Consider the following 16,396-nt stretch of genomic DNA (forward strand, 5'->3'; position numbering starts at 1 on the left):
CCGCATGGACGGGAGCTTCCGCCTGTGAAGGGGCCTCTGTTTGCTCGCCAGATGAAACCCGCGCGCCGTCAGAGACCGCTTCGGCTTCCTGGCCTTCGCCAGCCTCCGTCGAGACTTCGCCGTCAGCTAGATCGTCGCGATTGCGCCGGCCGCCACGACGGCCCCTGCGCCGCCGCCGACGGCCGCGTCCCTGGTCGTCGTCCTGCGAGGAGTCGTCATCACCAGCATCGTCATCGCCATCGCTGGCGTCGCCGCTGGCCTGCTGCTCATCCTCGGCGCCATTGCCCGAATCTTCGTCACCCCGCCGCCGCTTGCGCCGACGCTTGCGACGACGGTTGCCGTTGTCGCCGCGCTCGTTGTCGTCGTCGCTCGGGGTCTCCCCGGAAGAAATTACTTCTTCTTCCTCTTCCTCGACGTCCTCGGCGACGACGCTCTCGAGATGGGCAGGTTCGACCTTCGGCGTCGGACGCGTCGCTTCCGCGCCGCGCTCGATCACCACCGATTGGCGACCGTGGGTTTCGTCCGCCTCGATGGTGATCCGCACCCCATGATGGGCTTCCAGTTCGGCGATGGTGCCGCGCTTCTCATTGAGGATGTAGAGCGCGGTCGCCGTCGGCACCTTGACCACGATATCGTGATCGGAGTGCTTGTGAAGATGCTCCTCGATGTGGCGCAGCACGTGGAGTGCCAGCGACGAATCGGATCGGATGTAGCCGACGCCTTCGCAGACGGGGCAAACCTGCGTCGTCGACTCGAGGACGCTCGCGCGGATGCGCTGGCGGCTCATCTCCATGAGCCCGAAGTGGGAGATGCGGCCGAGCTGGATGCGCGCCCGATCGTCCTTGAGGCAGTCCTTCAGCTTCTTCTCGACCGCGCGGTTGTTGCGCTTCTCTTCCATGTCGATGAAGTCGATGACGATGAGGCCCGCAAGGTCGCGCAGTCTGAGCTGCCGGGCGATTTCCTCGGCCGCTTCCAGATTGGTCTGGAAGGCGGTGTCCTCGATCGAGTGCTCGCGCGTCGACCGACCCGAGTTGACGTCGATGGCGACGAGCGCCTCGGTCTGGTTGATGATGATGTAGCCGCCAGATTTCAGCGTCACATGCGGCTGAAGCATCCGGTCGAGCTGCGCCTCGATTCCCTGCCGCGCGAAGATCGGCGTTGCCTCGCGATAGGGCTGGACGACCTTTGCCTGGCTCGGCATTAGCATCCGCATGAAATCCTTGGCCTCGCGATAGGCGTCTTCGCCGGCCACCAGGATTTCGTCGATATCGCGGTTGTAGAGGTCGCGAATCGAGCGCTTGATCAGGCTGCCTTCCTCATAGACGAGGGCAGGGGCCGATGAGGAAAGCGTGACGGTGCGCACCGTTTCCCAGAGCCGCATCAAATATTCGAAGTCGCGCTTGATCTCCGGCTTGGTGCGGTTGGCGCCGGCGGTGCGAAGGATGACGCCCATGCCCTGTGGCACCTTGAGATCGCGCGCCACTTCCTTCAGGCGCTTGCGATCCGTGGCGTTCGTGATCTTGCGGGAGATGCCGCCACCGCGCGCCGTGTTCGGCATCAAAACCGAATAGCGCCCTGCCAGCGAGAGATAGGTGGTGAGGGCAGCGCCCTTGTTGCCGCGCTCTTCCTTGACGACCTGGACCAGCAGGATCTGGCGACGCTTGATAACCTCCTGGATCTTGTACTGGCGACGCGGCCGGCTCTGACGAACCGGAACTTCCTCCATCGCATCCTCGGCGCCGATCTCGTCGACCTCTTCGGCTTCCTCCTCGTGGGACTCTTCGTCGCTCTCCTCCGAGTCGGCGGCGGCCGACCGGCGGCGGCGCTCGCTGCGACGGCGAGAGGAACGCTGAGGGGCCTCGGGCTTATCTTCGGAACCGGTCTTATCTTCGGAGCCGGCTTCGGTCGCCTCTGCGGCGTCCGAGTCATCGCCGCCTTCCTCGCGGAAGTCGGCGGGCGCATTTAGCGCGTCGCCTTGCCGAGAGTCTTCGCTCACCGGCGCGTCGGAACTCGCGCTGTCCGTTGCTGCCTCGGCAGGGGAAGAGTTATCGCTCGATTCTTCGGCTGACGAGCCGTCGGCCGGATCGCTGGCGACCGATTCGGACACGGAGTCCCCGCTCTTGGCGCGCGCAGCCTTGGCAGCCTTGCTGCTACGGCGCGGTTTGCGAGCGGGCTTAGCCGGTTCGTCGCCCGCATCGCTGTCGTCATCCTCCTGCGCACGCGCCAGCTCTTCCTCAATGAGGGCCTGACGATCCGCCATGGGGATTTGGTAGTAGTCCGGATGAATTTCGCTGAAGGCCAGGAAGCCGTGCCTGTTGCCGCCGTAGTCGACAAACGCGGCCTGAAGGGACGGTTCGACGCGCGTCACCTTCGCGAGGTATATGTTCCCCTTGAGCTGCTTCTTGTGCTGCGATTCGAAGTCGAATTCTTCGATTCTGTTACCTTTGACGACAACGACGCGAGTCTCTTCCGGGTGAGACGCGTCGATCAGCATTTTGTTGTTTGCCATGCAGAATGAACTCCGAGGCATGGTGCCGCAGGGCAGAACCCGCGCGAGGCGCGGTGCTTGCCTGAATGGCGACGATGCCCGTCTGTGTCGGCCGAATGTAACGCGTGGCGCCTGGCGACGACCGGGCTCCCGAGCTTCTCAACTCGGAAGAGGGAAACCGGCGATCGAGGGCGACTGACGGCACGGCGCGACCTGTAACGATCTGATGATCGCCAGAGGCGATCGATGGATTTGCGCGGCGCGCCTGACCATCGGGCGGACGCCACGCTCGAACTGCGCCCAGGGAATGCTCCTGAAGGGCACAAGAAAACTTGCAAGAGATCTGAAGATCACGGAGCCAGACCGGCTGGCGCCTTTGTCGCGGACTGATGAGACCACCGCCGATTCAGGTGCTTCGCCGGCAGGAACCGTCTCATAGAAACGCTTCAGCCTCACTTTCGCTTTTATGATGTGACAAGCCAATAAACAAGACCAAAGCAGAGGCATGGCGCGACTGGCGAATGATCGGGCCGCCCTTGCCCTTCCGCGAGCGGGCTGGAATAAGCGCGGAAGGACCTGTCCAAAACGACATGACGGCATGAACGAGCGCACCATCTCGATATGCGGACGCGCCCTAAAGGGTGTCCTCCTCTCCATGATCATCAGCGTTTTCCTTGCCCTGTGCGGTGCGGCAGCCGCCAGTCTTCCTGCCTATGCGGACGAGCCGACGATCATTACCTCGCTTTCCGTTGCGACGTCGCCGGAACAACTAACCGGCACCTTCGAAATAAAGGGCGAAGCCAAGGCACATCTTCTGTTGCTGCGGCATCCGGACCGCGTCGCAATCGACTTTCCAGGAGCGCTTTCGGCCGCCAGGGAGGGCGAAGTCCCTCCAAATGCACTGGTCAGCGGCCTCCGTCAGGGCCTGGTGCCGCCGGATCGCTATCGTTTCCTCTTTTATCTGTCTCAGCCCGCCAGCGCCGAGTTGAAGCCGACGCCTGACAAGTCAGGTCTGACGCTGACGCTGAAACCGACCACCGAGCAGTCGTTTGCCGCGGCCTTCGCCAGCCAGACAGTGCGCCCGTCGGCTGCCGTGGCGACTGCTGGCGCCGCATCGGCGGCGGGCGCTGCGGCGTTCACCGTGGTGATTGATCCAGGCCATGGCGGCATCGACACCGGCGCAATCGCCGACGGGGGCAAGACGCTAGAGAAGACCATCAATCTCCAGTTCTCCAAGGTGCTGCGCGATGCGATGGAAAAGACCGGCGCGATCAATCCGGTGCTGACGCGCGACACGGACGTTTATCTACCCCTCGGCGAGCGCGCGGAATTCGCCCGGAAGCAGGGTGCCGACCTCTTCATATCTGTCCACGCGGATTCCATTCGGTATCCGGACCTTCGCGGCGCCACCGTCTACACGCTTTCCACCAGAGCATCGGATGCTCTCGCGCGGCAGATCGCGGCCAGCGAGAACGCGGCGGATCGCTTTGCCGGGCCGGAGTGGCAGGCCGATCAGCCCGAGGTCTTTGACATCCTTCTCGATCTGACGCGCCGTGAAACCGAAGCCTTCTCGGAGCAGTACGCCGGCATCCTGGTCGACACGCTGGAAAGCCATGACGTGCGGCTGATCAACAACCCCAAGCGCTCGGCCGGCTTCCGCGTACTGAAGGCGCCGGACGTTCCGTCGGTGCTGGTGGAGCTGGGATATCTCTCCAACGACGAGGACGAGAAGCTGCTGACGTCTTCGGACTGGCAGGGTTCAACGGCCAGTGCGATCGCTGCGGCAACACTGGATTTTCTGCGGCACCGAAACGCGTTCTCAGGTCTGGGTCAGTGAGCGGCAGGCGTTGTCGCTGAACGCACAATGGTCTATCGCAGCGCTATCGAGCGTGTTGCCGGTGTGCCACACCTGTCGTGAAGCACTTGCCGATTCGAATGGATTAACATTCGGTTGCCGTATTCCTGGAACACAGCGACATCTATAAGCTGTCGCTTTCGCTTGGCGGAGGCGCCGTCGTGCGCCGGTTGTCGCGCGCTGAGCGCCGAAAAAGCGCGGCAGTGTCGCTTGCGCGCAGGCGGAGCAATGAGGACCGGCGTCGGTCGTCACTGAGGTGGAGAGTTCATGATCAGGCTGATCGGCTATATCTTCGGCATCGGAACGATCTTCGCGCTTATCGTTGCCGCGGGCGTTGCCTGGTATGTCAATAGTCTGACGGCGCAGCTGCCGGACTATGAAGTCCTGGCTGATTACGAGCCGCCGGTGACGACCCGCGTCCATGCGGGCGACGGATCTCTCATGGCCGAATACGCGAAGGAGCGGCGCCTGTTCCTGCCCATTCAGGCGATTCCCGACCGCGTGAAGAATGCTTTCCTGGCAGCCGAGGACAAGAGCTTCTACTCCCATCCAGGCCTCGATATTTATGGGCTGGCGCGCGCGGTGGTCACCAACCTCCAGAATTTTGGCACCGACCGGCGCATGGTTGGTGCGTCGACCATCACGCAGCAGGTGGCGAAGAACTTTCTCCTGACCGCCGATCGCACGATCGATCGCAAGATCAAGGAGGCTGTGCTCTCGCTTCGCATCGAGCGCGCCTATTCCAAGGATCGCATCCTCGAGCTTTATCTCAACGAGATTTTCCTCGGCTTCGGGTCGTATGGCGTGGCGGCCGCCTCGCTCGCCTATTTCGACAAGTCGGTGAACGAGCTGACGATCGAGGAGGCGGCCTTCCTCGCGGCTCTTCCCAAGGCACCCAACAACTATCATCCGTTCAATCACCCGGACCGCGCGATGGAGCGGCGCAACTGGGTGATCGGGCAGATGGCCGAAGACGGTTTCATCACCGCCGAGGAAGCCAAGGAGGCGATCGCCAAGCCGCTGGGGATCAATCCTCGCCGGACGGGCGGCTATCTCTTCGCCGCCGACTATTTCTCCGAGGAGGTTCGCCGCGAGCTCATTGACCGGTACGGCGTGAAGGCGCTCTATGAGGGCGGTCTTTCGGTGCGCACCACTCTCGATCCGACGCTCCAGGTCGAGGCGAGAAAGGCGCTGCAGCACGCCCTTCTGGAATTCGATGAGGCGCGCGGCTTCCGTGGTCCCCTGACGACGATCGACGTGGGCGTCGATTGGGGCGAGGCGCTGGGCAAGGTGCAGGGTCTTTCGGATGTTCCGGAGTGGCAGCCCGCTGTCGTTCTCGATGCGGACGCCAACAAGTTGAGCCTCGGCCTCAAGCCGGACAGGGACGTGTCCGGCCAGCTGGAGCCGGAGCGAAAGGTGATCGAGCTGCCGCTGGCCGATATGAAGTGGGCCTTGCGGCTCAACGTGGACGGCAAGCGCAAGTCGGTGCGGCGGGCCGACGAGGTCGTGTCGCGCGGCGACGTGGTCTTCGTCGAGGAAAAGGCCGACAAGAGCGGCTATCGTTTGCGCCAAGCGCCGAAGATCCAAGGTGCCCTCGTAGCGATGGACCCCCATACCGGCCGCGTTCTCGCCATGTCGGGCGGATTTTCCTTCTCCCAGTCGGAGTTCAACCGCGCCACCCAGGCCTACCGGCAGCCGGGTTCGTCCTTCAAGCCCTTCGTCTACGCGACGGCGCTCGATAATGGCTATACGCCTGCCTCTGTGATCCTCGACGCGCCCATCTCGATCCCAAATGGAACAGGTGGCGTGTGGGAGCCGAAGAACTACGGCGGCGAGTACGCCGGCCCTTCGACGTTGCGCGTCGGCATCGAGAAGAGCCGCAACCTGATGACGGTGCGCCTTGCCCAGGACATGGGTATGGACCTCGTGGCCCAGTATGCCGAACGCTTCGGCATCTACGACCACCTGGCACCCTATCTTCCGATGGCGCTTGGCGCGGGCGAGACGACCGTCCTTCGGCTTGCCTCCGCCTACGCGGTGATCGCGAATCGTGGGCGATCCATCGAGCCTTCACTGATCGACCGCATCCAGGACCGCTACGGCAAGACCATCTACAAGCATGACAACCGCCAGTGCCCCGGATGCCAGGCCGCAAGCTGGGAAGGGCAGGACGAGCCAGAGCTGATCGACGATCGCGATCAGGTGCTCGATCCAATGACAGCCTACCAGATCACCTCGATGATGGAGGGCGTCATCCAGCATGGCACGGGCGGTGTCGTGAATAAGTTGGGGGTCCCCGTCGCCGGAAAGACCGGCACGACCAATGAGGAAAAGGACGCCTGGTTCATGGGCTTCACGCCGAACCTCGTGTGTGGCGTGTTCATCGGCTATGACCAGCCGACGCCGATGGGACATGGTGAAACCGGGGGTGGCCTGGCGGCGCCGGTCTTTCTCGATTTCATGAAGGATGCGATCAAGGGCCAGCCGGTCGCGGACTTCCAGATGCCACAGGGGATGATCGTGCTCCCGGTGGACCGCAAGACGGGCATGGCGGCCGCTCCTGGCGATCCGTCCACCGTTCTCGAGGCGTTCAAGCCGGGAACGGGGCCGTCCGACAGCTATCAGGTCATCGGCAACAGCGAGATGGGCTCGGGCTTTACGGCGGAAATCTCGCCAGAGGCTCAGCAGGCGATCAGCCAGGGGGCAGGCGGCCTTTTCTGAGCCGCCTGACGCGACGTCTGCGAGAACGTTCCGAAGGCGCGCCGGCTTCCTTTACAGGGCGCCGGCGTATCCCTATGTTCGCGGCCCGAACCGAGTTTCCTTTCAATCCAAGAGGTTGCGGCATGCGCGCCGAGATCGAGTCGCTCGTCGACGAAATCAAGCAGGGATTCGCCCTGCTGAGGAGGCATCTTTGACTGGGATGTCTCACTTAAACGACTGGAAGAACTGAACGCCAAGGCCGAGGACGCTTCCATCTGGAACGACCCTGCCGAAGCGCAAAAAATGATGCGCGAGCGCCAGAGCCTCGAGAGCGCGATCACCACGATCCGCAAGCTTGAACAGGACCTCGCCGACAGCATCGATCTGATCGAGATGGGCGAAGCCGAGGGTGACAAGGATGTCATCACCGAGGCGGAGGCCGTCATTCGCCATATCCATGGCGATCTCGCCAAACGCCAAGTGGAGACGCTGCTTTCGGGCGAAGCCGACGGCAACGACACCTACGTGGAAATCCACTCGGGCGCGGGCGGCACGGAAAGCCAGGACTGGGCCTCGATGCTCCTGCGCATGTACATGCGCTGGGCCGAGCGCGCAGGCATGAAGGTCGAGCTTCTGGAAGAAAATCCCGGTGAAGAGGCAGGCATCAAGTCCGCGACCATTCTGCTCAAGGGGCCGAATGCCTACGGCTGGATGAAGACCGAATCCGGCGTTCACCGGCTGGTGCGCATCTCGCCCTACGACAGCAATGCGCGACGGCACACCTCGTTCGCGTCGGTCTGGGTCTATCCGGTGGTTGATGATTCAATCGAGATTCAGGTCAACGAATCGGACTGCCGCATCGACACCTATCGTTCTTCCGGCGCTGGCGGTCAGCACGTCAACACGACGGACTCGGCTGTGCGCATCACGCATCTGCCAAGCGGCATCGTTGTGCAGTGCCAGGCCGAGCGCTCTCAGCACAAGAACCGTGCGACCGCTTGGTCGATGCTACGGGCGCGGCTTTACGAGGAAGAGCTGAAGAAGCGCGAAGAGGCCGCGAGCGCTCAGGAAGCCACTAAGAGCGATATCGGCTGGGGCCATCAGATCCGCTCCTACGTCCTCCAGCCCTATCAGTTGGTGAAGGATCTTCGGACCGGGGTCGAAAGTACGGCGCCGCAGGACGTGCTTGATGGCGACCTTGACGAGTTCATGGAGGCGGCGCTGGCGCACCGCGTTCATGGCGGTGAGCTAGAGGTTGCCGATATCGACTGACGTAAAGGCCCGCGCGGCGACCACTGCGCGGGCTTTCTCCCGCCTCCTAGGACAGGGAGTTGATCTGCCGCCCGGCCGCGAGGAATCGGTTGGGATTGACCGCTCTTCCGTTGTCGCGCACCTCGTAATGGAGATGCGGCCCTGTCGATCGTCCGGTCGAGCCCACCGCGCCGATCGAATCTCCAGCCTCGACATCCTCGCCGACGGAAACCGAGATGCTCGAAAGATGCGCATAGCGCGTCGAGAAGCCGTCGCCATGGTCGATCTCGATCATGTTTCCGTAGCCGGAGGTCGGCCCCGCGTGGACGACCTTGCCGTGGGCTGCTGCCTTTACCTCTGTGCCGCTGGGAGCGACGAAATCGATGCCCTCATGCATTGCTTTCCGGCCGAGGAAGGGGTCGCCTCGAACGCCGAATGGACTGCTTACGTAGGTAAAGGCGACCGGCGTGCGCAGAGGAATCCGGTTCGTCATCAGCTTCAGGGCTTCCAACTCGTCGAGCGCCGAGTCGAGCTCGCCGAACATGTTGTCGAAAGCGTTCGCTGGTGCCGGGATGAATGGACCACCGGTATTCGGCTTGCCCTGGTCACTGGGAACTTCGATCCCGCCAGCTTCGAGGGCTGAGGTGATCCCTTCCGCTGTCCGTCGCGCATTGGCTGCAAGATCGCGAATCTGATCGATCTGTTCTCGCTCCACATCCTCGATCGAGCTTCCGATGCGCAGGATGAAGTCTTCGCCGGTGACGGTCGTCAGTCCTTCTCGCGCGCCATCCGAGGCGTCGCCTGCCGCAATGCTCGGCCGCTCCTTCTGCGTCCGGTCGATGAGCGAGAAGCGCGAAAGGCGGTCACTCGCGGCATTGCCCGCATAGGCCATCAGAGGCGGGTCATTCGGGGCGGGCAGCGCCGCGACTTTCTCAAGATCGACGGGGCGGGGCGTAGGGATGGGGACGCCGCCGGAGATGAGGCCGACCGCCCGTGCCTTCCTGAATAGCGGCGTCAGGCGCTCGTATCTCGCAGAAAGCTGATTCTGCTGATCAAGAAGCGTGTCCACCTTCGTCTTTAGCGTCTCACGGTCAATCATCTGGCGACTGGTGACACGGTCGAGTTGCTCGCGCAGAGAGGCGATGCGCTCCTCATAGCTTTGGGTGATCTGCGTCTGATCGGGCGAGCCGGATGTGAAGTTGCTGCCGAACAGAAATGATGCGGTCGATAACGCAGTTCCAAGAACGAGAAGGGCGGCAACGCCGCCCGCCAGCGCTGCCGCCCAAGGGCGGACCGTGAACTGCCGGACCGCTCCCTCGCCACGAATGATCACGGTGTGAGGCTGCCTCGCCAGTCCGAGTGTGGTGTTGAGGGCTGCCGACATCGCTCTTCCCAACCGGTTACAAGACGCGCGCCACGTCTGAGCTTCTCCTTGCGATGATTAGAACTTGTTAGGGTTAACAAAAGCTTGCTCGACGGCTCCGACGGTATCGCCGCGCAAGGTTCAGGCGCTGGTGGCAAGCTCGCGAGCGGCCTCAAGGACCTCGGCGCCGTGTCCGGGAACGCTGACCTTGGGCCAAAGGCGCGCGATGCGGCCGTCCTTGCCGATCAGCGCGGTGGTGCGCTCGACGCCCATGTATTTGCGCCCGTACATGCTCTTCTCGACCCAGACGCCGAAGGCCGCGATAAGACTCTTGTCCTCGTCGGACAGCAGACTGACAGCCAGCGAGTGCTTATCCCTGAAGCGGCAATGTTTCTTGACCGAATCAGGCGAGACGCCAAGCACCGGGACGCCTATCGCGGCAAAATCCGCAGCCAGAGCCGTGAACTGAAGCGCCTCGGCCGTGCAACCGGATGTGTCATCCTTGGGGTAGAAATAGAGGACGAATGGCCGGCCTGAGAACTCTGCCAGTGATCTGGTCTGCCCGGCATCGTCCGGGAGGGAAAAGTCGGGACATTGTTCACCCACAGCCAACGTTGCCATCATGCCTTCCTTTCGGCGAAAACATCGTGAAAGAGTGCCGCGACGGACAGAACGACCGTCGCGCCTGCGCCTATCGCTTGCTCGCACAGCGTGGACAAAAGGTCCATCTCGAGGGGCGCTTTGGAGGTGGCCGCCAAGCCCGCTGGAGTTGGTCGACGATGATGGTCGTAACGGAGAAGGATGAACGCGCCCGGCTGCGGCGCGCGGCTGACACCGGATTTTGCTGCGGCAAATGAGCCGATCACGCCTCCAACATCCCGTTCGATTCGCCGCGTTCGCGATGGCGGCCTTGGCGTCGTTCATTCTGATTGTCGTGTTGGCGGTCGGGTTTGGTCTTATGACGGAGACCGGCCAACGATTGATCGCCGACCGGACGGAGGCGTTGGTGGCCGGTCTTCTCGGTCCCGATTACACTGTCGATCTCGATGATCAGCATGTCGGGGTTGGCGAGCACGGCAATCTTCTCATCTCATGGTCCACGGTGGAGGTCGGCGCAGCGGACGCGGCGAACCCGCCCGTGCGAATCGGCGGCCTCGCCATCGCGCTCAAGATCTGGCCGCTCCTGACGGCCGATCTCGCCATAGAAACTCTCGATATCCGGGACGCGATGATCGACATCGCCGCGTTAACGCCGAACAAAGCACCTCCAACGCCGCAAACGGGGGAGGCGACGCCCGGTACCTTGGCCTCGTCCGAAGCAGCTTCTCCCGTATCCCTGCCAGACATCGCCGACGGGTTGGTGGCGACCCTGGAACGCCAGACGGGCGTGGTCGACAGGCTGGGCCTCAAAAATGTTTCGCTGGAGGCTGTCGAACTCAGCGGGCTGGACAGAATCGGCAGCAAACTTCCCTCGGCGCGAATAGACCGTCTTTCGATCGAGAGAAATCCTGCGGGCGTTCTGCGCCTCGCCGGGGTGGCGCAGGTGGACGGAATAGCTGTCCCGTTGTCCGGCCGTCTGGACAGGAGCAATTCGGGTGGCGCGCTCCGTCACATGGACCTCGCCGTCGGTCCGCTCGGTCTGGCCAAAATCGCGCCGCCGAGCACGGAGCCTGACGATCGCAGACCGCTCGCAAGCGATGCCTCCCTGGCGATTGCGGCCTCGCTTGATCGTTCTGCGGAAGGCGATCCGTACCGGCTGTCGGCATCGGCGACGCTCGGTGCGGGCACACTTCAGATCGGCAAGGCCCGCACAGGCATCGAGCGCGTGAGGCTTGGGCTCTCCTATACCGAGGGCGACGAGAAGGTCGTCATCGCCGACTCGCCCATGGCCTTCGACGCGGTCTCGCTGAATCTCGTGGGAGAAGTCGTTCCCCAGGCAGCGCCCGCCGAGGGCGGCCCGCCGAGAGCGTTCGACATCCACCTGAAGACGCGCGACTTGACCTCGACCGTAGGACAGCAGGGGAGCGAGCCCGAGAAGGCGGACCTTGCCATCGATGCGCGGCTTGATCTCAGCCGCAGCGAACTCCTGCTCGATCGCTTCGAGCTGAGGCCATCAAAGGGCACGCTGATGGCCACCGGAGAAGCGCGGTTCGGCCGCGCCGACGGGCCGGTGCGTGCGGTGTTCGAGGGGCGGGACCTATCGACGCGTTCGGTCAAGGCCTTTTGGCCGTTCCTCATCTCCAGTAGTACGAGAAGCTGGATTCTGGACCATTTCGCCGACGACGGCGGCGTCCCCCGCGCAACGATCGCGCTCGAATTCACGAAACGGAGCCTTGCCACAGCGCTGGATCCGGAAAACGATCCCGGCGACGATGAGCTCACTCTTGATGCTGAGGTCGCTGGCGCCGCTTTCAGCACACTCGGTGAGATGCCAGCGTTTACGGACGTCAGCGGCGCGATACATCTGAAAGGGGCTACGACGGTCGTGTCGGTTGACAAGGCCGCTCTCGCCGAATTCCCCAAGGTTACTGTCGAACCCTCCAGCATCCTTTTCACCAAGGAACCCGACCGTTCGACGCGGGCGGATCTGCAGCTTGGGCTGCACGGTGACGCCCGAGACCTTCTGACGATCGCGGATCGCGAGCCGGTCAATGCACTCGACCAACTCGACTTCACGCCCGCCGATGTTGCCGGGGAAGCTGGCACAAAGGTCGCCGTGACTTTCCTGCTCGGGCAGGGGATAGACAATAAGGATCGGCTCGTCGATTGGAAGGCCGCGCTCGATCTGCACGGCGTGGACTTCGCCAAGCCGATCGAAGGCAACCGGATCAGCGGCCTCGTCGGCACGGGAACAGTCCTGCCGGATCGGATCACTGCGGAACTATCCGGCAAACTCGGCGATCTGCCGGTGACGTATTCGATCGTGCGTCCGGTGGGACGGTCAAGCGAGGTGGCCGAGCGCCTGACCATTGGACTGCTTCTTTCTGCCGAGGATGTGGAGCGGGCTCTTCCGGGCCTTTCACCCATCGCGAACGGTCCAGTCACGGGATCAATCGTTCACGAGGCTGCCGTCGACCATGTGGCTCTCGATCTCAAGGAGACCGAACTCGGCCTACCATGGGTCGGTTGGAAAAAGGGGCGCGGCATCGACGCCTCTGTAACGTTCGATCTGGTCGGTGAAGGGGAAACGCACAAGCTTGATCGCTTCGCTCTCAAGGGAGCCGGATTCGAACTGCATGGCTCCATGACGATCGACGACAAGGGACTCCGTGCGGGGATGTTCGACCGCATCGCGCTCAATCAGGATGATGAGATCACGCTGAGGCTTGAGCGAGTGAGCAACGGGCTTACGATTCGCGTCGGAGGCAAGCGCTTCGATGCGCGCTCGCTGCTCAAGGACATCCGCGAGGATCTTTCGTCCGACCTGTCGGACAAGGCGAAGCGGAAGAGTGATGACAACGATCAGCTCGATATCGAGGTGTCCATCGATCAGGTGACGGGGTTCAATGGCCTCAATCTCTTCGGGCTGGCCATGAATTATGCGGGAAGCAGTCAGGAGATCGCCGCACTGTCTGCCGTGGCCCGGACGGCGGAGGGAGGCAAGGTTACGGTCGATGTCTCGCCGCGCGGCGGCGCCCAGTCCATGACGGTGACGAGCCAGGATACCGGTGCTCTGCTCTCGTTCTCGGGGCTCTATAACCGAATGAGAGGCGGGCAGGGCTCCTTTTCGCTGGTCGGCTCCAGGCGAGGCGGCTACCGCGGCCGCGTGGAATTGAGGAACTTCACGCTCGTCGACGAACCCCGCTTGTCGAGCCTCGTTTCGACGCCGCCCAGCGAGGGCGAAAAGAGCCTTGCGGCGGCTCTTGGTCGGGACATTCCAACGGCGGAAGCATTTTTCGATCAGGCGTCAGCCAACATCACCTACGGCGCGGGCCGCGTGATGGTGGACGACGGGATCGTGCGCGGCCCCGTATTTGGCTCCAGCTTTTCGGGAACGCTTCACGACGAGAAGGGCCGGATCGACATCGCGGGGTCGTTCATGCCGGCCTATGGCATCAACCGCGTGTTCGGTGCCATACCCTTCTTTGGACAGATCCTCGGAAACGGCAATGAGGGCGGCTTGATTGGCATCACCTATCGTCTGTCCGGCGCCTTTGCCTCGCCGGACCTGTCGATCAACCCGATCTCGGTCATCGCCCCCGGCATCTTCCGCCGGATTTTCGAGTACTAAGGCGCTCGGTGTCCCTCGTCAGACGGGCTTCACCAGAACGTGGCGCTTCTTGCCGAGCGAAAGCTTGATGATGCCGTCCCCGGTCAATCGGCTTGCGTCGACGATCATGCGCTCGTCGCTGACCTGATCGTCATTGAGACGCACGGCGCCGCCCTGGACATGGCGCCGCGCTTCGCCGTTGGAGCCGGCCAGACCTGCCTTGACCAGCAAGGCGAGAAGCCCGACGCCGGATTGAAGGTCTCCGGCCGCGATCTCGACCGTCGGGAGGTTCTCCGACAGGGTTCCCTCCTCGAAGGTCTTGCGCGCCGTCTCGGCCGAAGCCTCAGCGGCTTCGCGACCGTGCAGCAGGGCGGTGATTTCCGTGGCGAGGATCTTCTTGGCCTCGTTGATCTCCGAGCCGCCGAGCGCTTCGAGCTTGGCGATCTCGGCCATGGGCAGCGTCGTGTAGAGCTTGAGGAAGCGGCCGACATCAGCATCCTCGGTGTTGCGCCAGTACTGCCAGAAATCATACGGGCTCAGCATTTCGGCGTTGAGCCAGACGGCGCCGTTCGCTGTCTTGCCCATCTTGGCGCCCGAAGAGGTGGTGAGGAGCGGCGACGTCAGGCAGAAGAGCTCCACGTCCTCCATCCGGCGGCCGAGGTCGATGCCGTTGACGATGTTGCCCCACTGATCGGACCCGCCCATTTGCAAACGGCAGCCGGTTCGCCGGTAAAGCTCGACGAAGTCGTATGCCTGGAGGATCATGTAGTTGAATTCGAGGAACGACAGCGACTGCTCGCGGTCGAGCCGCAGCTTGACCGAATCGAAGGAGAGCATCCGGTTGACGGAAAAGTGCCGGCCGACGTCACGCAGGAACTCGACGTAGTTGAGCCCGAGCAGCCAATCCGCGTTGTTCGCCATGACCGCGTCCTTCGGCCCGTCGCCAAAGGAGAGGTAGCGGGAGAAGACGCGGCGGATGCCCTCGAGATTGGCCGCGATATCGTTGACCGTCAGAAGCTTGCGCGCCTCGTCCTTGAACGAGGGATCGCCGATCATCGACGTGCCTCCGCCCATCAGGGCGATGGGGCGGTGGCCGGTCTTCTGCATCCAGTGCAGCATCATGATCTGGATCAGCGAGCCGGCATGAAGGCTCTTGGCCGTCGCATCGAAGCCGATATAGCCGGTCACCGTCGTCGTAGCAAAAAGCTCGTCCAGCCCCTGATCGTTCGAGGTCTGGTGGATGAAGCCGCGTTCGGAGAGCGTCTGAAGAAACTCGGACTTGAAGCCGGACATGATTGCTGATCCTCATGGGAGGGCGGCGCTCCCGTCGACGGATACGCGCCATCGGCAGGCGGTTTAGCAGCATTCGCCTGTTTTTCCAGTGCGGAAGGGACGGAATTGACCGGATCGAACGTCAAACGCGCCATTGGCCTGATGAGCGGAACTTCAATGGACGGCATCGACGTGGCCTTGCTGGAAACGGATGGTGAACGCGCGCTCGTTCATGGACCAAGCCTCGGCATTGCCTATGACGACGCGTTCCGCACGCGCCTCGCTTCGGCAATGGAAACGGCGAAGTCCATAGGATCGAGAGCCGAGCGCCCTGGCGATCTGGCGGCCCTGGAAGCCGAGATCACGGACCGCCACGCCGAGGCCATTCGCGCTTTCCTGTCCCGGTTTTCGATCGGGAAAAACAGCATCGACCTCGTGGGTTTCCATGGACAGACCGTCTTGCACAGGCCGGAACGCGGCCTGACGGTCCAGCTCGGCGACGGCAAGCGGCTTGCCGATGCGCTGGGCGTGCCGGTCGTCCATGACATGCGCGCCGCCGACATGGCCGCGGGCGGAGAGGGCGCGCCTCTCGCTCCCGCCTACCACGTTGCACTTGCGGCCAACCTGAAGGAAGAACTTGCTGCGTCAGGCCCCGTCGTCTTCGTCAATATCGGAGGCATCTCCAACGTGACCTATGTCGGCGCCGGCGACCCTATCGCCTGCGACACCGGGCCCGGCAACAACCTGCTCGATCAATGGGTCCTTCGCGAGACGGGGCGCTCCTTCGACGACGGCGGCCGCATTGCCGCTTCCGGCAAGATCATTGATGGGCTCGCGAAATCCTATCTCGCCTCACCCTTCATTTCACGCCCCGCGCCGAAGTCATTGGATCGCGCCGATTTTCAGCCGCCGGCAGCGGGCAGCGGAACGACGGCGGACGTCGCGCGAACGCTGTGTTCCGTCACCGCCCGATCGATTCTGATGGCCCGCTCGCTTTTTCCAGAGGAGCCGAAACTTTGGGTGATCTGCGGGGGTGGGCGGCATCATCCGCTGATCATGGCTGATCTTACGGAAGGCGCGGCAGTCTTCGGCGCCCGCGTCGTGCCGGCGGAGGCCTCCGGCCTCTCTGGAGATGCGATCGAGGCGGAGGCCTGGGCGTATCTGGCGGTGAGGTCGGCGCGCGGCCTCCCGCTGACCTGGCCGACCACAACCGGTTGCCGTGCGCCGACCAGCGGCGGTGTCCTCAACCGGCCTTGA

8 protein-coding genes and 1 pseudogene are annotated in these 16,396 nt (G+C 63.1%); 5 read left to right on the top strand and 4 right to left on the bottom strand.

Annotated features, from left to right (window positions below; translation table 11 throughout):
- Positions 1-82: 82 nt before the first annotated feature.
- Positions 83-2,509: pseudogene (locus B5D38_RS01625) on the bottom strand (Rne/Rng family ribonuclease); the annotation flags it as partial.
- Between the two features lie 577 nt (positions 2,510-3,086).
- On the opposite strand from B5D38_RS01625, the gene B5D38_RS01630 reads away from it, so the two are divergent.
- The 3 genes from B5D38_RS01630 to prfB all read left to right on the top strand — a co-directional run bounded on the left by B5D38_RS01630 (position 3,087) and on the right by prfB (position 8,315).
- Complete coding sequence (locus B5D38_RS01630; RefSeq protein WP_245318715.1) at positions 3,087-4,325, top strand: N-acetylmuramoyl-L-alanine amidase; 1,239 nt, start codon at positions 3,087-3,089, stop codon at positions 4,323-4,325.
- 285 nt (positions 4,326-4,610) lie between these two features.
- Positions 4,611-7,064: a penicillin-binding protein 1A gene (locus B5D38_RS01635; RefSeq protein WP_078706617.1), complete on the top strand. Its 2,454-nt coding sequence runs from the start codon at positions 4,611-4,613 to the stop codon at positions 7,062-7,064.
- Between the two features lie 122 nt (positions 7,065-7,186).
- Positions 7,187-8,315, top strand: a protein-coding gene (gene prfB, locus B5D38_RS01645) for a peptide chain release factor 2 (RefSeq protein WP_116002544.1) whose coding sequence is annotated in 2 segments (ribosomal slippage) — positions 7,187-7,252 and positions 7,254-8,315 — 1,128 coding nt in all. Because the reading frame shifts where the segments join, the coding sequence is not laid out codon by codon here.
- Positions 8,316-8,361: 46 nt separating this feature from the next.
- Here prfB and B5D38_RS01650 read toward each other — a convergent pair.
- Positions 8,362-9,678, bottom strand: a complete 1,317-nt coding sequence (locus B5D38_RS01650; RefSeq protein ID WP_078706620.1) for a M23 family metallopeptidase — start codon at positions 9,676-9,678, stop codon at positions 8,362-8,364.
- A 120-nt stretch (positions 9,679-9,798) separates the two neighbouring features.
- Positions 9,799-10,278, bottom strand: a complete 480-nt coding sequence (locus B5D38_RS01655) for a peroxiredoxin (protein WP_078706621.1) — start codon at positions 10,276-10,278, stop codon at positions 9,799-9,801.
- Between the two features lie 337 nt (positions 10,279-10,615).
- Here B5D38_RS01655 and B5D38_RS01660 point away from each other — a divergent pair, with 337 nt between their 5' ends.
- The gene (locus B5D38_RS01660; protein ID WP_165690755.1) at positions 10,616-13,888 is read left to right on the top strand and encodes an AsmA family protein; all 3,273 of its coding nucleotides are present in this window, start codon (positions 10,616-10,618) and stop codon (positions 13,886-13,888) included.
- An 18-nt stretch (positions 13,889-13,906) separates the two neighbouring features.
- On the opposite strand, the gene tyrS is transcribed toward B5D38_RS01660, so the two are convergent.
- Complete coding sequence (gene tyrS / locus B5D38_RS01665) at positions 13,907-15,160, bottom strand: tyrosine--tRNA ligase (protein ID WP_078706623.1); 1,254 nt, start codon at positions 15,158-15,160, stop codon at positions 13,907-13,909.
- Between the two features lie 105 nt (positions 15,161-15,265).
- Between tyrS and B5D38_RS01670 the strand changes: the two genes are divergently transcribed.
- Positions 15,266-16,396 (top strand): anhydro-N-acetylmuramic acid kinase, encoded by a 1,131-nt coding sequence (locus tag B5D38_RS01670; protein ID WP_280949357.1) that lies wholly within the window; start codon positions 15,266-15,268, stop codon positions 16,394-16,396.

Origin of the sequence: Consotaella salsifontis, assembly GCF_900167365.1 — a bacterium.
Lineage (GTDB): Bacteria > Pseudomonadota > Alphaproteobacteria > Rhizobiales > Rhizobiaceae > Consotaella > Consotaella salsifontis.